Origin of the sequence: Microcystis sp. 49638_E5 (assembly GCF_021300285.1) — a bacterium.
In the GTDB taxonomy this organism is placed as follows: domain Bacteria; phylum Cyanobacteriota; class Cyanobacteriia; order Cyanobacteriales; family Microcystaceae; genus Microcystis; species Microcystis aeruginosa_C.
The window spans coordinates 77,613-97,091 of record NZ_JAJTDH010000007.1 but is presented as its reverse complement, the minus strand read 5'-3'; the positions used below and the strand labels follow the sequence as shown (position 1 = coordinate 97,091).

Here is a 19,479-nt window from a genome sequence, read left to right as displayed (position 1 = left end):
TTAATTTTACACGACTACTTATCAGTTATCGGGTGTAGAGTGGGTTAGTAAACTAGCGAAATTAGAGTTAAAGGAAAAGGGCAAAAATAATGGATAAACCGACACAAGCTTGGAGTGAGATGGCCACCGATTACGTCAATCTTTGGACAGAAACCGGGGCAAAAATGTGGTCAAGTTGGTTTGATATGATGGGAGCGATACCGACTCCTATGGGCAATATTAAACCAGAATTACAACAGGCAACCCAGCGCTATTTTGATAATCGGGATTTATTGATCAAATTCCTAAAATTATCGGTGGAAGCTTGGGAAAGTATCTTCCCGAAAATGCAAACAGGAGAAGACTGGCAAACAATTTTAGATAATTATACCCAACAGATGCGCGGTCAACTGAATAGTTTTACTACTACCACTTCCCAAAGTAGTCAAGATGTCAGTCAACTATGGACAATTTACCTGCAACAATTACAAAGTCTCAATCATTTATGGTTCGATCCTTTCGTCCTGTCAAATGACACAATAACCAAAGCTTGGTTAGGTAATACTTCTTCCTTGATCGAACTCAATAATATCTATTGGCAGAAGTTTTATGATGAGACTTTTGGCCAATGGTTACAGATGCCTTTATTGGGATTGCCGCGAGAATTTAACCGCAAATTACTCGATAGTTTTGAAACTTGGCGCGTTCTTTATCAAGCTAGTATTAACTATCAAATTGTGCTGGCTGATATTCAAGTTAAATCCTTTGAAGCTTTAACTAAAAAATTAGTTTTCTTAGCAGAAAAAGGTCAACCTGTCAAGGATTGGCGAGAATTTCAAGATGTGTGGAGTGTCGTCGCTGATGATATTTTTGAAAAGGCTTTTTGTCAACCAGAAAACCTAAAAGTAAGGGGAAAATTTATTAATTCCCTCAATGATTATCGCCTCAAACAGCAGGATTTAATGGAAATTTACCTGCGATCAATGAATCTGCCTACCCGCAGCGAAGTCGATGAAATTCATCGGACTATCTATGAATTACGCAAAGAGGTAAAAAGTCTCAAAAAAGCTTTAGGAGAAAAAAAAGAAATAGAAAGTAACAATTAGTTAATTGTGCTTGACAATCAGTTATCAGTTATCAGTTATCAGTTATCGGATTGCAGTTTTAAGTATATAGTGTTAGGTGAAAACTTCGGAACTTTCTTTTCACTGATTACTGTTTACTGTTCACTGCTCACTGAAAAATCCCCACTTTTCTAGGAGAATTAAATTATGTGGCCATTTTTGACGCAAGTGAAACTGGAAGATTTTACCCAAGATTATCTAGAATTAACTCAAAAAAATCTCAAAGGTTTAGACAATCTCAAACGAGTTAAAGAAGAAGATATTCAGTGTGGAGTCTCGGAAAAAGAAGCAGTTTATCGGGAAGATAAAATCATTCTCTACCACTTTAAACCCGTGGTCGAAAAACCCTTCGAGATTCCCTTGTTGATGGTTTATGCTTTGGTCAATCGTCCCTACATGGTAGATTTACAGGAAGGGCGTTCTTTAGTAGCAAATCTGCTGAAATTAGGCTTAGATATCTACTTAATTGATTGGGGATATCCCACCAGAAGCGATCGCTGGTTAACCCTTGATGATTATATCAATGGTTATGTCGATAATTGCGTCGATTTTATTCGTCAAAGTCATCATCTCGACAAAATTAATCTGTTAGGAATCTGTCAGGGGGGAACCTTTAGTTTATGCTATAGTTCCCTCTATCCCGATAAGATAAAAAATCTGGTGACAATGGTGACACCGGTGGACTTTTATCAAACCGAGACCCTCTTAAATATGCGGGGGGGATGTTCCTTGGGTTCCGAAGCATTAGACATCGATTTAATGGTAGATGCTATGGGCAATATCCCGGGAGATTTTCTCAACTTAGAGTTTCTGGAATTGAAACCTTTACAGTTAGGTTATCAGAAATACCTTGATTTTCCTGACATCATGGAAGACGAATCAAAATTAGTTAATTTTCTGCGTATGGAAAAATGGATTTTTGATAGTCCTGACCAAGCGGGAGAATCCTATCGACAGTTTCTCAAGGATTTCTATCAGCAAAATAAACTGATTAAAGGGGAAGTGATGTTAGGAGATAAACGGGTAGATTTACACAATCTGACCATGCCAATTCTCAATCTTTATGCGGATAAAGATCACCTTGTACCTCCCGCTTCTTCCCTCGCTTTAGGGAATTATATCGGTACTTCTGATTATACCGCTTGTGCTTTCCCCGTCGGACATATCGGAATGTATGTCAGTGGCAAAGTGCAACGGGATTTACCCCCCGCTATTAGCGATTGGTTGAAAGCAAGAGCTTAACAATCCTTGCAGCTATCCCCTTTTCCAATTTGGGAGAGGGGTTTAGCACTTTTTTTCTCTACGGGTGTAACACAATACAACACATCGACTAAAAAAAATCTACAGGCAGTAAAATAAACTTTTGTAACAGAGGATGTTAAGCACTGTTGCAAGATCGGGCAGAATCGGAGGATATCGTTCCTTTCAGCTAAACCCCTGTGGTACACTGCAAAGCGTACTCGCTCGTAAGTATGTAGGAGAAAACCTGAGTGTTAAGAGTCGCTGTTGTGGGTTCAGGGCCGGCCGGTTCTTCGGCGGCAGAAACATTAGCTAAAGCAGGCATTGAAACCTATTTATTTGAACGCAAATTAGATAATGCTAAACCCTGTGGTGGAGCGATTCCTCTCTGTATGGTGAGCGAATTTGACCTACCTCCTGAAATTATCGATCGCCGGGTGAGAAAAATGAAAATGATCTCCCCCTCTAACGTCGAAGTCGATATTAATCTCGATAATCAAGACGAATATATCGGAATGTGTCGTCGGGAAGTCCTCGACGGTTTTATGAGAGAACGCGCCCATAAATTAGGAGCGCATTTAATCAACGGAACCGTTTACGGTCTCGACATTCCCACCAATAGCACCGATCCCTATACCCTACACTACGCCGATCACTCCCACGGCAATTCCCAAGGGGAAATGAAATCTCTGAAGGTGGATGTGGTTATCGGCGCCGACGGTGCTAATTCCCGCATTGCCAAAGCTATTGATGCCGGGGATTACAACTATGCGATCGCTTTCCAAGAACGCATCCGTCTCCCCCAAGATAAAATGGCCTACTACGAAGATCTGGCCGAAATGTATGTAGGAAAAGACGTATCCCCCGACTTCTACGCTTGGGTATTCCCCAAATACGATCACGTCGCCGTCGGTACTGGCACAATGAAGGTCAATAAAGCCATGATTAAAGACCTACAAGCTGGTATTCGCGCTCGCGCGGCCCGTCGTCTAGAAGGAGGCGAAATCATCCGCGTGGAGGCCCACCCCATCCCCGAACATCCCCGTCCTCGTCGTGTAGTCGGTCGCGTGGCCCTCGTAGGCGATGCTGCGGGAACAGTTACTAAGTCTTCGGGAGAAGGCATCTATTTCGCCGCTAAATCAGCGCGGATGTGTGCCGAAACCATTGTCGAAGTCACCAACGGCGGCCAACGTATTCCCACAGAGGACGAGTTAAAACTCTACCTCAAGCGTTGGGACAAGAAATACGGTATGACCTATCTGGTATTAGATATCCTGCAACGGGTTTTCTACCGTACCGATGCCACCCGGGAAGCGTTTGTGGAAATGTGTTCCGATAAGGATGTACAGAAGATGACTTTTGATAGTTATCTCTATAAAACCGTTGTTCCCGCTAATCCTCTCGTACAGATGAAGATTACCGCTAAAACCATCGGTTCTCTCCTGCGCGGTAACGCTTTGGCCCCTTAAAATCCATTGATAACCAGAAAACCCAATCCTCCCATGGCGGTGGTTGGGTTTTCTTTTGGGTTGTCCCTTCTTGTCTTCTCTAATTCAAATAAAAATGTCGAAAAAATATTTGATACTAAATCCGCTGAGTATAGGCTACATATCAGTAGAGGCACTCCTGCAAGGGGAGTGACTGTTAAATTATGACAGATGTATTAGCAGCTGCGTGTAAGCATCTCACCGAAAAACTAATGCGCGGGGGGTTTGGGGGCGGCGCCACGCCCCCAACGGGGGGTTTGGGGGGTAGAACCCCCCAAAGGCTTGGATTGAGAGATAAAATCGGAAGTAATACGGTCATCCGTTGAGTATGGACTACATATCAAGAGAGGCACTCAGGCAAAACGGAGAATAAATAATCAGTTTTTAATAACTGGATTTAGTATGATAAGCTGTTAAGCAATTTAAATGCGCGGGCAGCTGACAGTACAGTTTATGCCCTTTTGTTAAAGGGGAAGTCAAGATAGATGGTGTAAATGCGCTACTATTTAATGGTAAAGCCGTCCTCAAGAGACGGGGTGTCGGACTCAATTTTTCGATGACCAGAGTAAATCCGAAGTTAATTATTCATGGGGGAGCGAGTTCCCTAGAGGACAAAGGTGGTTTAGAATCAGTGCGCGATTCTCTCCGGGGGATTGTTAAGAATATTTACAACCTCCTTGACAATGGTGCTAGTGCTGTGGAGGCGGTGACAAAAGGATGTATGTTACTGGAGGATGAACCGCGATTTAATGCTGGGACTGGTTCGGTGGTGCAATCGGACGGTCAGGTGCGAATGAGTGCAGCCTTGATGGATGGTCGTCATCAGCGTTTAAGCGGTGTCATTAACGTCTCGCGGGTACAGAATCCCATTAGCCTAGCCCACTTTCTCCAAAGTCAAGAGGATCGCATTCTCTCGGAAATTGGGGCTGCAGATCTGGCCCGAGAATTACAAATTCCCCTCTATGATCCCCTCACCGATTATCGGATTCAAGAATGGATGGAGGAAAGAAAGACGAATTTTAATCGCAAAATGGCCCGTTTATTCGCCGATTCGTCAGCACGACGGGGAACTATCGGGGTGGTGGCCCTTGATCAACAAGGAGACATCGCCGCCGGAACTTCTACCGGAGGTAAGGGATTAGAAAGAATTGGTCGCGTTAGTGACAGTGCCATGCCGGCCGGCAATTATGCCAATCCATGGGCCGGAGTAAGTTGTACGGGGGTCGGGGAAGATATTATCGATGAGTGTTTAGCCGCTAAGGTAGTCATTCGCGTCACCGATGGTTTTTCCCTCGCCGCTGCCGTGGAGAAGTCCATGCACGAATCCCAAACTAATGGTCGGGATCTGGGCATGATTTCCCTTGATCGTCAGGGGAATATTGTTTGGGGAAAAACGGCGGAAATTCTCTTGGCTGCCTATCACGACGGTCAGGCGATCGGTGATACCCTAGAATGGCACGGTGAAAACGCGGGTTTAATCGGTCATGTCGCCGTCGGATAGTGGAACAAACCGCGATCGAGCCTAGTCTTTTCGGTTAATCTCTGCAAGATACTTCTTCTCGAAAATCTCCGTGTGGCAATACATTATTCCTATTTTTGACCCCGATGTGAAAAACTGGTCAGCCGAAGCGCGATTATTGCGCTGGATGACTTTTTTGTGGCTGTCAGTCGGGTTAGTGGTGCTTTTTTCCGCTTCCTACGCTCTGGCTGACAGTCGTTTTGATAACGGACTATACTATTTTATCCGCCAATTAATCTGGCTTTGGATTGGCTTAATTGGCTTTAATTTCCTGGTGCGATTGCCGATCGAGAAACTCCTCAAAATTGCACCCTGGATGATTTTATTAGTTTTAGGATTAATTTTGATCACTCTCATCCCCGGTTTGGGAGCTAATATCAATGGTGCCACCCGTTGGATTAAAATCGGGCCGATTCTCTTGCAACCGTCGGAATTTATGAAACCGTTTCTCGTCCTGCAAGGAGCGGCGGTTTTCGGTGGATGGCCGCGTTTAAATGTCAATCAACGGTTAACTTGGATTGCTATTTTTGGCCTAATTCTAGCGGGCATCCTCTTACAACCTAACTTGAGTACCACTGCTCTGTGTGGTATAACTCTCTGGCTGATCGCTCTTGCCTCCGGTCTGCCTTTATCCTACATGACCAGTAGTGCTTTACTGGGTTTAACTATGGCCGTGGTCAGTGTTACTTTCCGCGAATACCAGAGAAAACGGATTTTATCTTTCTTAGACCCCTGGCAGGATCCCCGGGGTGATGGTTATCAATTAGTGCAGAGTTTACTGGCGATCGGTTCTGGCGGAACCACTGGCAGCGGTTACGGTTTATCCCAACAAAAATTATTTTATCTACCCTTCCCAGATACGGATTTTATTTTCGCTGTCTTTGGCGAGGAATTTGGTTTTATTGGCGGTATTTTACTGTTAATTATGCTATTTCTCTACGCTACTCTCGCTCTAATCGTGGCGGTTAAATGTCGTCATCGCATCAAAAAATTAGTGGCGATCGGGGCGATGGTTATTTTAATCGGTCAATCTCTGTTAAATATCGGTGTGGCCACTGGTTCTTTACCCACTACTGGCTTACCTTTCCCTTTCTTTAGTTATGGCGGCAGTTCCAGTTTAGCCAGTCTCTTTTTAGCAGCCCTCTTAATCCGCGTCGCTAGGGAAGAAAATGACCCCGATCCAGTTCCCACAAGTAAAAAAAGTCCTCAGAAAACTGTCTCGGTTTTCAGTCATCAGTAAGGGGGGTGGGAATTATGAATTATGAATTATGAAGTGGGGAAGCTGTCTCATCACCCTATCACCCTATCACCCTATCACCCCAAAACCCTAACACCTTATCTCCTGACGACCGACTCCTAACCCAATGTTCGACAAAGATAAGCAAAAATTATTGATTAACTCCACAAACTTGAGAATATTTAAATTAACATTCCGCAATATTTACAAATTCTTAAAAATTAATTGAGAAAGATTTTTATTTAACAACGATGTTATGATGGTTACAGCGATTTTACTGAATTTCATAATGGGTTTTTCTGTGCTTTTTCGGGCCGCAATGGTTGAAACCCTTGCCACACCTAGAAGGTAATCCTCATTAAGACAGGTAAATGAGTCAATTTCACCCACAACGATGATCTTTTTTTTGTGTAGTTTTATTGCAAAAAAAAAGTTTTTTTGACAAAAAGCACAAAGTATGCTGCTGTCAACGGACTTCGTGGGTGTTGGGGGAGAGAGGGGAGAAGGAGAGCAGAGAGAATAAATAAAAACAATCTCCTGATTACTGATCACTGATTACTGATTACTGATTAGGTGTCACCTTATCAATAACCTTGAGAGTCCCGTCATCCTTAACAGTCCAGACATCGTAACTACCGACCACATCGCCATTTTCGTCGATATCCACATTACCACTGGCCCCCTGATAGTTAATATCTTCGCCTTTGCGAATCATTTCCATGGCTTGACAAGCATCGGTTACTTCCGTCCCAGGTCCATTAGCCACCTCACGAATCTTGCTTTGAATCCCTTCCCCGGTGTTAGATTTAGCCGCCTCGGCTGCTAACATCAATAAAATCGCCGCGTCCCAAGTATGGGGAACAAAAGCGGTGACATCCTTGCCAGTTTTTTCTTTCCAGAGAGTAGTAAAAGCGCTTAAAGCTTGACCGTCGGCCCCGGGGACAGTGCCTAGGGCCCCAGCAATAATTGACTTACCATCAGTTCCTTTCCCCACCTGTTTGGTGAAATCTTCCGAATAAACCCCATCGGTGAGGAGGACAGTAACTCCTTTGGTCAATCCCTGTTTATAGGCCGCTTGTAGCAATAAACTGCCCGTTTCAGCGTAAAGGACTGCCGCTACAGCATCCGGTTGGTTAGCGAAGGCAGCCGCCGCTTCACTATCGAGAGTGGCAGCTTTCGGGTCATAACGGACGGGATTTTGCTTATTAGTGATAGTGCCGCCTAATTTATCGAAAGCGCTCACGAATTCCCGTTCAAATCCCACTCCATAATCGTTATTGATCACGACGGTGGCCACATTTTGAAAACCCTTTTTCTTAGCTAGGACTGCTAAAGCTTGAGCTTGGTAGGTATCCGGGGGAGCCGTCCGCGCCCAAAAACCTTTAAAATCGCCTTTTTTCGCCCTGTCAGTAAATACAGGACTGGTGCTACCCGGAGAGACTAACATAACTTTCTTTCTCACCGCCACATCGACGGCTGCTCCTGAGACGCTACTGGCAAAGGAACCGATCACACCGGCTACTTTATCCACCTCCGCTAGTTTCGTCATCGCTGAAGCACCGGCGGCGGGATCGGTTTGGTCATCTTCTTTCACGAGGGTGACGGGTTTGCCATTGACTCCACCACAGGCATTGATAGTCTCTACCGCTAGGGCAGACGCTTCGGGCATATTTTGACCAATAGCGGCTAAATCTCCAGTAATGGGCAGTAAAGCCCCTAATTTTAAGCCTTGATCACCGGGGGTAGTGGTGGTGGGACTAGAGGCAGTGTTATCGGGGGTTTGGGCATTATTACAAGCGGTTAAAAAATTAGCTAACAGGCTGATGCTCAGGGTTAGGGCTAGGGGCGATCGAATATATCTCTGCATGGCAGTAAAATCAAGGATGAGTTAAGGTTGCAAGGCTGAAAAACCCGGACTGGGAAAATTCTAATCGATGTTAGCATTCTCTCCAAATCAAACAGGTTTTCATCTTAATTTAGATATTGATGGAAAAAATGGCTAATTTGTTCGATTTATGCCGTGGGAATTATAAATTATGAATTATGAATTATGAAGTGGGGAGCAGGGAGCGGGGTAGTGGGGATAATAAGTAAAAATAATCTCCTGAATCCTGCCCCACCAACAAACTTTTTCAGTAAACCCACTTAGGAAGCTTTGGCTAAAACGGTGTTCTGGTTTAAAAACTGAATTGCCGTTTGGTATTGACTATCTTTTTCGGTGCCGATTTCCTGATAGGTGATCGGTTCCTGTGCCACCACTTGATCCGGCATAATTCCTAACTTATGAATATCATGGTGAGCGGGAGTTTCATATTTCGCTACGGTAATCGCTAATCCTGCCCCATCGGGTAACTCGAATAAAGACTGAATTAATCCCTTACCGAAAGTCTTTTCTCCCACTAAAACCCCTCGTTGATTGTCCTGTAATGCTCCAGCTAAAATCTCGCTGGCGCTGGCGGTTCCCTGATTGACTAAAACCACTAAAGGCGAGTCGGTTAAAGCATTGCCAGCAGCGGCAAAACTATCGGCAATTCCCTCGCGATTAACCGTATAAACAATCGTTCCCTGATTAATCCACATCCGAGCGATTTCTATGCCAGCTTGCAGTAAACCACCGGGGTTATTTCTTAGATCCAAAATATAACCCTTTGCTCCTTGTTTTTGTAGGTTCGTCACCGCTTCCGAGACTTCTTTAGCAGCGTTAGCACTAAATTGATTTAAGCGCACATAACCGATGGGCAAGGAACTAGAATTTTTATCCAAAACCGCCACCACTGGACTTAAAGAAATGCGTTGACGGGTTAAAGATAGGGTTTTTGGTTGACTTTTTTGATCGGGAAGAATGACTAAGGAAACTTCTGTTCCGGGGGTTCCGCGCATTTTGGCCGCCGCCGCATCGAGAGTTAAAGTAGTGGTATCGATGCCATCAATAAACAAAATGCGATCGTGGCTAGTCAAACCAGCGGCCTCGGCAGGAGAACCGGCAAGGGGGGCAACCACTTCTAAGTAACCATTGTCGGGATTGATATTAATTTGCAGTCCTACCCCCGATAATTCCCCCGTGGTGCTAATTTGTAGGTTATGGTATTGATCCGGTCGCAGGAGACGGGTAAAGGGTTCATCGAGAGTGGCTAACATCTGTTCGATGGCATTATAGGCCGCCGTCCGATCGTTAAGGGGTTTTTTGATGAATTGTTCCCGCACCTGCCACCAGTTTTGATGATTAAAGGTGTCATCATAATAGGATTGGTTGACTAATCGCCAAGATTGCAGTAGTAATTTTTGTTCTTCGCTAAAGGCGGCTGCTGTGGGTGTCCATGCCATCCAAGTTAGACAAAACCAAAATCCCACCAATAATCCCGCCCACAACGATTTTTTTCTCATCTTGCTTCTCTTATAAATCCAGTGCTGATCTGCTGATTATTTTCAGTATAGTCTTTTCTCTGAAATCGATTCTTATCTGGTAACTCTTTCCCTTGAAGGCATTGCCATAAAAAAGAGGGTAGTTATGGTTAACTACCCCAAAAAATCCTACTAAATCGGTGTTATTGAGCGATCGCTTAATTGTTCAGCCACTAGACAGCCACAACTTTTTTGCTGACTTGGGTTAATTGCCCTTTAGCATATTTGGCTGCGTAGTCATCGAGGGACATTTGTTTGATTTTGCTGGCGTTACCGGCGGTACCAAATTGTTGATAGCGATCGGCACAAACTTTCTGCATATAGGTGATCGAGGGTTTCAGGAAGAAACGGGGATCAAACTCTTTCGGGTTGCTGAATAGTGCTTCACGAACTGCGGCAGTAATTGCTAAACGGCAGTCGGTGTCGATATTGATTTTACGCACACCACTCTTGATGCCTTTTTGGATTTCTTCCACGGGAACACCGTAGGTTTCAGGGATAGCGCCACCGAATTGGTTAATTAATTCGAGGAGATCTTCAGGAACCGAGGAAGAACCGTGCATGACCAAGTGAGTATTGGGTAAGCGGTTATGAATTTCTTCAATACGGCTAATAGCGAGAATTTCGCCGGTGGGTTTGCGGGTAAATTTGTAAGCGCCGTGGCTAGTACCAATGGCTACTGCTAAAGCATCTACTTGGGTTCTTTCGACGAAATCCACCGCTTCATCGGGATCGGTTAACAGCATCGAGTGATCTAATTCTCCCTCAAAACCGTGACCGTCTTCTGCTTCTCCTTTACCGGTTTCTAAGGAACCTAAACAACCGAGTTCCCCTTCCACACTAGCACCGATCGAGTGGGCAACTTTTACTACTTCAGCAGTAACGTTAACGTTATACTCGTAGGTGGCGGGAGTTTTAGCATCCGCTTCTAAGGAACCATCCATCATGACGCTGGTGAAACCGTTACGGATCGCCGAATAGCAGGTGGCGGGTTCATTACCGTGATCTTGGTGCATCACGATGGGGATATGAGGATAGGTTTCCACCGCGGCGGTGATCAAGTGACGCAGGAAGTTTTCCCCTGCATATTTGCGCGCACCGCGAGAAGCTTGTAGGATAACGGGGCTGTCGGTGGCTGCCGCCGCTTGCATGATCGCTTGGATCTGCTCCATATTATTTACGTTAAAAGCGGGGATGCCATATCCGTTCTCAGCCGCGTGATCCAACAATAACCGCATGGGGACGAGTGCCATATCCTTTACTCCTTAATCTATTTCTTGTTTTTTGTCTCTTTAAATTCAAGAAAGTTAATTCTCTTACCTGTTAATCTTAAGATAGTTTTTACACTTTGACGATCCCCAAAAAAAATTTTTCCCAGTTTCGTCCTAAGATGACCACAATCTCCGTTGCGCTGGTCCGTTGAGTAGTTCGTGTGTATCAAATAACAGACTGGGAATCGGCAATTTTTCCGGGCAGCGAGGTAAACAATCACCACATTCAGTACAATTATTGGCCTTGCGTCCGGGGAACCAATGACCGGCATTTTCCAGCATTCGATAGCGATACTGGCCAAAATCGGTCATTTCGTAAGCTACTGCCAGATTCCGCAGTCTCAACACTTCGGGGATATTAATATTTTCAGGACAGGGTAAACATTGATAACATTGGCTACATAAATCTGTAGCCAATTTATCGGTTAAATGTGTCTCTAAACGCTTAAAAACGGCAATTTCTGCCGCATCTAGGGGCTGATCTTCTTCGCATACGTTAATAATTGCCTCTAATTCCTCTGGTATCGCTGCCCCGACGCTGAGGGTAGTAATGCGCGGATCGCTCAATAAAAAGCGATAATTTAGCTCTAGGGGTGAAAAAGGGGCGCATAATTCCTCTAGCTTCTTGGGAGGTCTGTGGAGATTACCTCCCTTATCAGCAGGGGAGATAATAAACACACCCATGTCCTTTGCTTGGGCTAAAGCGATCGCTGGTTGCTGTCTTTGCCAAAAAAAATAGTAATGGATATTGACAAAAGCGAAGAAATCTGTATTGATCGTCTCGAGAATAATTTCTAGGGGTGCATGGGTAGAAAAGCCAATATGACCGATTTTTCCAGCTTCTTGGGCCATAAAAACGGCTTTCATGCAGCCTTGCGGGTCTTTAATCCAGTTTAAATGCTCGCGGGTGTTAATACCGTGAATTGCTAGACAATCGAGGTAATTTAATTGTAATCGTTCTAGGGATTCGCCGATCGCTTTTTCCATAGTTTGGCGATCGGGAGTGGGAACCAATTTCGTGGTCAGATAAACCCGCTCCCGCACTCCTTGACGCTGCAGGTAGCGACCGAGAAAAACTTCGCTATTACCGTAACCTCTGGCCGTTTCTAGGTGATTAATCCCCAATTCTAAGGCGCGATCGAGTGTTGCGGCAAATACCGACTCTGAGGACAAACAGCGCATTGTCCCCAGGGAAAACAGCGAAAATTGCCAATTAGTACGGCCAAATCGTCGATAACGCATTGATTCAGTTATCAGTTATCAGTTATCAGTTACCAGTTATCAGTTAAGTAGGGCTTGCTGAATAAATCTAAAAACCTTGTTGGATAAGAATTTTAGACTTTTTTCCCATCAAAAAGTGCCAGACACTGGGGTGATCGGGGGGAAGTTTAGGCACTTTTTCCCTGAAAATTAGGTAGTTGACCACCTGAAAATCGCTAAAACCCTACACCCTACACCCTACACCCCACACCCTGCCCCCACGAAAAACTTTTTGCCGCAAACCCTAAGTAGGTAACCTCAGTTCGGGATAAGCTAAAACCCTGATGCTACCGTAGCCTGAAACTCCTATTCTTTCGTGGAAGCTATGGCAAAATTCCCTTATCCCGAACTGACGTTAAGATACAGTCTTATGGGCGAGTGAGTGGAACGAACCACTCCAGACACAAAGGACACAGAGATCGATCACTACTATATAAGTTAAAATTATCGCACAAAGAATAAGACAGCCACTGATAGAGCTTACAGTATAGTGATTAATAGAAGCATTTTGCAAAGAATTATCGAGATAAAGAATGGATATTCGATCGACTGACACCTCGCTCCTTACTTGGACAGGAGATACTTTAGCCCTAGGTTTACCAGAAGGAGCCATAGAGATTGCAGGAGAATTGGCAGAATTGAACGATAAACTGGGGGGAATCCTAGAGGATCTCATCTCCGAGACGGAATTCGAGGGAAAATTAGGCAGTAGTGCGGCGACTCGTCTAGGTGGTGGGGGTCCGATTCGCAAATTAATCCTGGTGGGATTGGGAAAAACTGCCGATTTCGACCTGCAAACCCTGCGTCTAGCGGCCGCCGCCATCGCTCGTCTGGCCAAACAACAAAAAAGCCAAGCTCTGGCCATCAGTTTACCGGTAGTTGGGGATCAGTCCGCCACTGCCGGAGCAATCACGGAAGGGCTGCTGCTGGCCAATCATCAGGATACCCGCTTCAAGTCCACTAAGGAGGAAAAAGGAGCCAAATTAGCAACCGTCGAGTTATTGGGTTTAGGAGAGCAAGCATCTGCGATCGCCAAGGCCGAGCAAATCTGTTCCGGGGTGATTCTGGCCAGAGAATTAGTCAATGCTCCCGCTAACACCGTTACCCCCCTAACCATGGCAGAAACCGCCGAGCAAATTGCCACCGAATACGGATTAAGTCTTAATATTCTGGAACAGGAAGAATGCGAAAGCTTGGGTATGGGAGCCTTCTTAGGAGTAGCCAAAGCCTCGGATATTCCCCCGAAATTCATTCATTTAATCTATAAACCCCAAGGAACCCCGAAACGTAAACTAGCAATCGTTGGCAAAAGTTTAACCTTTGATTCCGGCGGTTTGAATATTAAAGGGGCCGGCAGCGGCATCGAAACCATGAAAACGGATATGGGGGGTGGTGCCGCCACCCTAGGCGCGGCCAAGGCGATCGCCCAATTACGGCCAGAAGTGGAAGTACACTTTATCTGTCCGGCTACGGAAAATATGATTAGTGGTCGCGCTATGCACCCCGGGGACATCTTAACCGCTTCTAATGGCAAAACCATTGAAGTCAATAACACCGATGCCGAGGGACGATTAACCCTGGCCGATGGCTTGGTTTTTGCGGAAAAATTAGAGGTGGATGCGATCGTGGATCTAGCCACTTTAACCGGGGCCTGTGTCGTCGCTTTGGGGGACGATATCGCCGGTTTATGGAGTAGCGATGAGAGTCTCGCAGCTCAAATCCAAGAGGCCGCTAAATTAGCTGGCGAAAAATTCTGGCCGATGCCCCTAGAAGAAAAATATTTCGAGGGGCTGAAGTCTCCAATTGCCGATATGAAAAACACTGGCCCGCGCCCCGGCGGTTCCATTACAGCCGCTTTATTTTTGAAGCAATTCATTAATAATACTCCCTGGCTGCACCTAGATATCGCAGCTCCCGTCTGGTCCGACAAAGAAAATGGCGTTAATAATTCCGGGGCCACCGGTTTTCCCGTCCGCACTCTAGTTAATTGGGTGATGGCCAATAATTAAGTTATCGGTAAGCGGTAAGCGGTATTAGGTGAGGAGTATTTTCACTGTTTACTGTTTACCGATCCCTGAAAAATCTGCCCCACCCCTCACCCCTATCTCAAGGTCGCGAGAGGACTCCCGTTAAACTGCGTAGCGGTTAACGGGAGATGAATCGCGACCAGAATGAAACTAACGCAGTAGCCTTTCCACTTTTGGGGAGTTTTGGTTCTCGACGTATTTTTTTAGTTGTTCGACAGTAACGTCGCCACAACTAGCCACGAAATAAGCTCCCGCCCAAAAATAGGGTTTGTTGTCGAAATACTTTGCCGCCAAATCCGGAAATTCTTGTCTAATTAAGCGACTACTAACTGTTTTAAGGTTAGCGATTAGTTTGGTCCATGATTGTAATTAGTTGATATACTAGGCAGTAAGTGTTACAATTTAACTATACATCACATCACGAAACTAACGACAGTGATAACGCTTACCTACCAGTACAAACTAAAGGTAAACAAGAAACAGGAACGAGAGATTGTCCACATTCTTGATGTTTGTAAGAGCGTTTATAATTACGCGCTCTCGGAACGGAAAGATTGGTTAAACTCTCGAAAGTGTCTTGCGGATCGCTGTTCGCTAGTTTCTGAGTACATAATTCCTGCGGATCAACCCTATCCAAATTACTTCGTTCAAGCTAAAAATCTAACGGAAGCTAAAAAAGTTTACCCGATATTAAAGACGGTTAACGCTCAAGTCTTACAGCAAGTTTTAAAAACTGTAGATAAAGCGTTTGACCATATAAAATCGAAAGGCTTCGGCTTTCCTAGATTTAAGAAAAAGATGCGAAGTTTTGTTTTCCCCGCGCTCTCGAAAAATTTTCTAGGTGACGAATACTTAAATTTTCCACAATTGGGAAAAATTCGGATTAGGAAATCTAGGGAGTACCCGTCTGGGTTTGAGCCTAAACAAGCTCGAATTATCCAAAAAGCGTCGGGATTTTACGTTTTGGTTTCTTTCCAATCTACGGAATTAGTTCCCGATATGACAGTAGGGAAGACCTGTTTAGGAATTGACGCGGGAATTGAGAGTTTTGTCGCTACTTCACGGGGAGATTTAATCAAAGCCCCTCGATTTTTGTTGAAAGTACAGAGTAAGCTTAAATTGCTACAAAGACGCTTGAAACATCAAGTCAAAGGCTCGAACAATTGGTTGAAACTCCAAGATAAGATAGCGAGATTACACGAAAAAGTGTCTAATACTCGTAGAGATTGGCATTTTAAGTTAGCTCATTACCTTTGCGATCTCGCTGATAATATCTTTGTTGAAGATATTAACTTCGTTTCCTGGTCTAGAGGGATCGTTAGAAAACAATCTCTGGATTCAGGTATCGGTAGTTTTATTAACGAGATATTACCGTTTGTCGCTTGGAAACGGGGAAAATATTATCTTAAGGTTGATAAAAACGGAACCTCGCAAGAGTGTCCGAATTGTGGCGCAATTACTGGTAAAAAAGCGTTATCGGAAAGAGTTCACCGGTGTGATTCTTGCGGCCACATTGAACCGAGAGATACGGCATCAGCGAAGGTAATTGAGAACCGAGGAAAAAACGCGGTCGGACTGACCGTGTTAGAAAACGCTCGCGGAGGCGATTTGACGGGGATCGACTGGGTTAAACTCGGTCGATCTAGTTAAAAGCCTAAGAACCGAGAATCCCCCGCTACACCGCGCGAGCGGTTAGCGGGGGAGAGTCAATCCCCGATAACTGATAACTGCTAGACTAATTGGGTGATGCTTGCAAGATTAATAAAACCAGTGTCGAGATTAGAATGCAGGGACTTTTAAGAAAACTTTGGCGTGCGATCGAAAACTTTTTTACCCGACTTTTGGGGGGACAAGGGGGAAAGGGGAAAGTACAAGCGATCGAATCTGTTCCCCTAACCGATACAGATTACGAGTTTCTCTATATGCAGTTACTCGATGGAGTGTCCCACGGTTGGCACGAAGGCAGAATTCTGAGATTTTTTGAGAAACTGGGCGATCGAGGTCGGCAAAAAGATTGGGTAGAATGGTTAGAGCGCTTTGGGACACGTCTGCAATCCTCCGCTTCCCTTAACCAACTTCTCGCCAGCAGAATGATCCGTTTAGGAGAATTAGCCCGCGCTTTCCCCGGTATTGAACGTATTGGTGAAGCTTCCTACGAGATCGGTTATCAACTCTACACCAAAGAAACTGCCACTTTAATCTGGGAATACGCCGGCGACGATGAGGACCTTGGCAGTTATTCCCTGCCGCAACCCCCAGAAAATCTCTTATATTCGGGTGAAACTAGCGATTTTAACGGTGCTGACTCGGAAAATCCCCAATTAGAAACCCTCACCCTCGATGAATTATTTAACCGTCTGCACAACGATCCTACCCTAGCGGGCCAAATGGCCGAACAATTAGGCATCGAAAATAAGGACGCAGAAAGCATTATTAATAGTCTGATCGCTCAATTTTCCCCCCAGGAGGGTAAAAACCCTGAAACTGCCGCAGATTGGTTTAATCAGGGCTTAGAACAGGCAAATTTAGGCAATTGGTCAAATGCGATCGCTGATTGGGAACAGGCCTTGACGATCGATCCCCAATTAGCCTCGGCCTGGCATAATCGTGGTGGTGCCTTAGCCATGATCGGTAACTACGAAGAGGCGTTAAATAGTTATGATCGCGCCCTAGAAATCACCCCCAACGATCACCAAGTCATTAACGCTAGAGGCAGCGCCCTATACGGACTGCAACGTTGGCAAGAAGCCTTAGAATGTTGGCAACAGGTGCTAGAAGCGGACGATAATTTTTATCAAGCTTGGTACAATCGCGGCAGTACCCTAGAAAATTTGGGCGAAACCCAAGCAGCGATCGCCTGTTATCAAAAAGCTTTAGGGATTGCGCCGGATTTTGAGCTTGCCCAAACTCGTCTAGAGGCTTTACTAGAGCAAAAACCGCCCGAAGACGACGGTAATCCCCCTGCCTGATTCAATCTGAACTTGAGCAGTCAACAGCCTACAATGAGGAGAGGATAGAGACTAATTTTAATGAATCAGGCCCAGCAATGAGTATAAAAAGCAAACCTCCTTCACAATCCCGCCTGATCGGTAATGTTTTATTAGCCGTGGGCGGCTTATTTCTGATTGTTAACCTCCTTTTTCCGCAATTATTTGGCCCTAGCGTCCCCAAAGTTCCCTATAGTCTTTTTATCGACCAAGTGGAAGATGGCAACGTCGCTAGGGTATCCGTGGGACAGAATGAGATTCGTTATCAGCTTAAAAACGACCAAGAGGGCAACTACGGACGAATTTTCAGCACTACACCGATTTTTGACCTAGAATTGCCCAAACGTCTAGAAGCCAAGGGCGTAGAATTCGCCGCCGCACCACCACCAAAAAATGGCTGGATTGGTAGTGTCCTTAGTTGGGTGATTCCTCCCCTGATTTTTGTTGGTATTTGGCAATTTTTCCTCGCTCGCAGCGGTGGCGGTGGTCCAGCTGGGGCTTTATCGATTACCAAAAGTCGCGCTAAAGTCTATGTGGAAGGAGACACCACCAAAACCACTTTTGAAGATGTGGCCGGTGTGGAAGAAGCGAAAACCGAATTGGCCGAAATCGTCGAATTTCTCAAATATCCCCAACGTTACATTCAAATCGGGGCGCGGATTCCCAAGGGTGTCCTCTTAGTCGGTCCGCCGGGGACAGGAAAAACCCTGCTGGCAAAAGCAGTCGCAGGAGAAGCGGGGGTTCCTTTCTTTAGTATCTCAGGTTCGGAATTCGTGGAACTCTTTGTCGGTGCAGGGGCAGCCCGAGTGCGGGATCTGTTTGAACAGGCCAAGAAAAAAGCCCCCTGTATTATTTTTATCGATGAATTAGACGCGATCGGTAAATCTCGCGCTAACGGTAATTTTATGGGGGGTAACGATGAACGGGAACAGACTTTAAACCAATTATTGACGGAAATGGACGGTTTTAACGCTGGTGATGCGACGGTGATCGTGCTGGCCGCCACTAATCGCCCCGAAACTCTTGATCCCGCCCTTTTACGCCCCGGCCGTTTTGATCGCCAAGTGTTAGTTGATCGCCCCGATCTGGCTGGACGCTTAAAAATCCTCGAAATCTACGCAGGTAAGGTAAAATTAGGCTCGGATGCAGATTTAAAACAGATTGCTACCCGTACCCCCGGTTTTGCTGGTGCTGACTTAGCTAATCTAGTCAATGAGGCCGCTTTATTGGCAGCCCGCAATCAACGCAGCACCGTCGCCCAAGAGGACTTTAATGAGGCAATCGAGCGGGTAGTGGCCGGTTTAGAGAAGAAAAGCCGGGTTCTCTCGGAAAAAGAGAAGAAAATCGTCGCTTATCACGAAGTTGGTCACGCTCTCGTCGGTGCAGTTATGCCGGGGGGTGGTAAAGTTGCTAAGATTTCGATCGTGCCTCGCGGCATGGCAGCCCTCGGTTATACCCTGCAAATGCCCACGGAAGACCGTTTCCTTATGGATGATACGGAATTACGCGACCAAATTGCTACTCTTTTAGGCGGTCGGGCTGCCGAAGAAATTATCTTCGGTAGTATTACTACTGGGGCAGCTAATGACCTGCAGCGGGCGACAGACTTGGCCGAACGCATGGTGACAACCTATGGTATGAGTAAGACCTTGGGTCCCCTAGCCTACGAAAAAGGTCAACAGAATAGTTTTCTGGGAGATGGCATGATGAATCCCCGGCGTTTGGTGAGCGATGATACGGCCAAAGCGATCGATAATGAAGTGAAAGAGATTGTCGAAAATGGTCATCAGCAGGCCCTGGATATCCTTGCTCAAAATCGCGATTTACTCGAAGAAATTGCCCAAGAAATCCTCAGTAAAGAGGTGATTGAAGGGGAACAATTGCAAGCACTGCTCGAGCGCGTTAAACCCCTCGATCGAGAACCTGTTACTGTTTAGATTGATTTGA

The 19,479-nt window shown here is 45.5% G+C and carries 13 protein-coding genes and 1 pseudogene; 9 read left to right on the top strand and 5 right to left on the bottom strand.

Annotation, left to right across the window (positions count from 1 at the left end; all coding sequences use genetic code 11):
- The first annotated feature begins 89 nt into the window (after nt 1-89).
- The 5 genes from phaE (at nt 90) to LW728_RS02950 (ending at nt 6,588) form a co-directional block, all read left to right on the top strand.
- Nucleotides 90-1,085 carry a class III poly(R)-hydroxyalkanoic acid synthase subunit PhaE gene (gene phaE / locus LW728_RS02970; RefSeq protein ID WP_002801051.1) on the top strand — a complete coding sequence of 332 codons (996 nt, stop codon included), beginning with the start codon at nt 90-92 and terminating at the stop codon, nt 1,083-1,085.
- A gap of 165 nt (nt 1,086-1,250) precedes the next feature.
- The gene (locus LW728_RS02965; RefSeq protein ID WP_110545588.1) at nt 1,251-2,345 is read left to right on the top strand and encodes a class III poly(R)-hydroxyalkanoic acid synthase subunit PhaC; all 1,095 of its coding nucleotides are present in this window, start codon (nt 1,251-1,253) and stop codon (nt 2,343-2,345) included.
- Nucleotides 2,346-2,593: 248 nt separating this feature from the next.
- Nucleotides 2,594-3,811 carry a geranylgeranyl reductase gene (chlP, locus tag LW728_RS02960; protein WP_002735532.1) on the top strand — a complete coding sequence of 406 codons (1,218 nt, stop codon included), beginning with the start codon at nt 2,594-2,596 and terminating at the stop codon, nt 3,809-3,811.
- A gap of 574 nt (nt 3,812-4,385) precedes the next feature.
- A complete protein-coding gene (locus LW728_RS02955; protein ID WP_149974207.1) occupies nt 4,386-5,330 on the top strand; it encodes an isoaspartyl peptidase/L-asparaginase in 945 nt (314 codons plus the stop codon).
- A gap of 70 nt (nt 5,331-5,400) precedes the next feature.
- A complete protein-coding gene (locus LW728_RS02950) occupies nt 5,401-6,588 on the top strand; it encodes an FtsW/RodA/SpoVE family cell cycle protein (RefSeq protein ID WP_287765112.1) in 1,188 nt (395 codons plus the stop codon).
- A gap of 559 nt (nt 6,589-7,147) precedes the next feature.
- Here the strand turns inward: LW728_RS02950 and LW728_RS02945 are convergent.
- The 4 genes from LW728_RS02945 to LW728_RS02930 all read right to left on the bottom strand — a co-directional run bounded on the left by LW728_RS02945 (nt 7,148) and on the right by LW728_RS02930 (nt 12,500).
- On the bottom strand, nt 7,148-8,452 hold the full coding sequence (locus LW728_RS02945) for an ABC transporter substrate-binding protein (protein ID WP_287765110.1): 1,305 nt from the start codon (nt 8,450-8,452) through the stop codon (nt 7,148-7,150).
- A gap of 278 nt (nt 8,453-8,730) precedes the next feature.
- Nucleotides 8,731-9,969: a carboxyl-terminal processing protease CtpA gene (gene ctpA / locus LW728_RS02940; RefSeq protein ID WP_002801046.1), complete on the bottom strand. Its 1,239-nt coding sequence runs from the start codon at nt 9,967-9,969 to the stop codon at nt 8,731-8,733.
- Nucleotides 9,970-10,160: 191 nt separating this feature from the next.
- The gene (gene fba / locus LW728_RS02935; protein ID WP_002744497.1) at nt 10,161-11,240 is read right to left on the bottom strand and encodes a class II fructose-bisphosphate aldolase; all 1,080 of its coding nucleotides are present in this window, start codon (nt 11,238-11,240) and stop codon (nt 10,161-10,163) included.
- Between the two features lie 132 nt (nt 11,241-11,372).
- Nucleotides 11,373-12,500, bottom strand: coding sequence for an aldo/keto reductase (locus LW728_RS02930; RefSeq protein WP_287666487.1), 1,128 nt, complete (start codon nt 12,498-12,500; stop codon nt 11,373-11,375).
- A gap of 551 nt (nt 12,501-13,051) precedes the next feature.
- Between LW728_RS02930 and LW728_RS02925 the strand changes: the two genes are divergently transcribed.
- A complete protein-coding gene (locus LW728_RS02925) occupies nt 13,052-14,527 on the top strand; it encodes a leucyl aminopeptidase (protein ID WP_287765107.1) in 1,476 nt (491 codons plus the stop codon).
- A gap of 168 nt (nt 14,528-14,695) precedes the next feature.
- On the opposite strand, the pseudogene LW728_RS02920 reads toward LW728_RS02925, so the two are convergent.
- Nucleotides 14,696-14,902, bottom strand: a pseudogene (locus LW728_RS02920) (IS200/IS605 family transposase); the annotation flags it as partial.
- A 78-nt stretch (nt 14,903-14,980) separates the two neighbouring features.
- Here LW728_RS02920 and LW728_RS02915 point away from each other — a divergent pair.
- From LW728_RS02915 to ftsH4, 3 genes are all read left to right on the top strand, one after another.
- Nucleotides 14,981-16,195, top strand: a complete 1,215-nt coding sequence (locus tag LW728_RS02915) for an RNA-guided endonuclease InsQ/TnpB family protein (RefSeq protein ID WP_287666493.1) — start codon at nt 14,981-14,983, stop codon at nt 16,193-16,195.
- A 134-nt stretch (nt 16,196-16,329) separates the two neighbouring features.
- Nucleotides 16,330-17,514: a tetratricopeptide repeat protein gene (locus LW728_RS02910; RefSeq protein WP_002801042.1), complete on the top strand. Its 1,185-nt coding sequence runs from the start codon at nt 16,330-16,332 to the stop codon at nt 17,512-17,514.
- Between the two features lie 77 nt (nt 17,515-17,591).
- Nucleotides 17,592-19,469, top strand: coding sequence for an ATP-dependent zinc metalloprotease FtsH4 (gene ftsH4 / locus LW728_RS02905; RefSeq protein WP_002736707.1), 1,878 nt, complete (start codon nt 17,592-17,594; stop codon nt 19,467-19,469).
- The last annotated feature ends 10 nt before the right edge of the window (nt 19,470-19,479 follow it).

Bases quoted from the DNA above. Each gene is read 5' to 3' on its own strand.
- LW728_RS02925 (WP_287765107.1), top strand. From the start codon at position 13,052: ATGGATATTCGATCGACTGACACCTCGCTCCTTACTTGGACAGGAGAT.
- fba (WP_002744497.1), bottom strand. From the start codon at position 11,240: ATGGCACTCGTCCCCATGCGGTTATTGTTGGATCACGCGGCTGAGAAC.
- LW728_RS02910 (WP_002801042.1), top strand. From the start codon at position 16,330: ATGCAGGGACTTTTAAGAAAACTTTGGCGTGCGATCGAAAACTTTTTT.
- LW728_RS02955 (WP_149974207.1), top strand. From the start codon at position 4,386: ATGACCAGAGTAAATCCGAAGTTAATTATTCATGGGGGAGCGAGTTCC.
- phaE (WP_002801051.1), top strand. From the start codon at position 90: ATGGATAAACCGACACAAGCTTGGAGTGAGATGGCCACCGATTACGTC.
- LW728_RS02930 (WP_287666487.1), bottom strand. From the start codon at position 12,500: ATGCGTTATCGACGATTTGGCCGTACTAATTGGCAATTTTCGCTGTTT.
- ctpA (WP_002801046.1), bottom strand. From the start codon at position 9,969: ATGAGAAAAAAATCGTTGTGGGCGGGATTATTGGTGGGATTTTGGTTT.
- ftsH4 (WP_002736707.1), top strand. From the start codon at position 17,592: ATGAGTATAAAAAGCAAACCTCCTTCACAATCCCGCCTGATCGGTAAT.
- LW728_RS02965 (WP_110545588.1), top strand. From the start codon at position 1,251: ATGTGGCCATTTTTGACGCAAGTGAAACTGGAAGATTTTACCCAAGAT.
- LW728_RS02945 (WP_287765110.1), bottom strand. From the start codon at position 8,452: ATGCAGAGATATATTCGATCGCCCCTAGCCCTAACCCTGAGCATCAGC.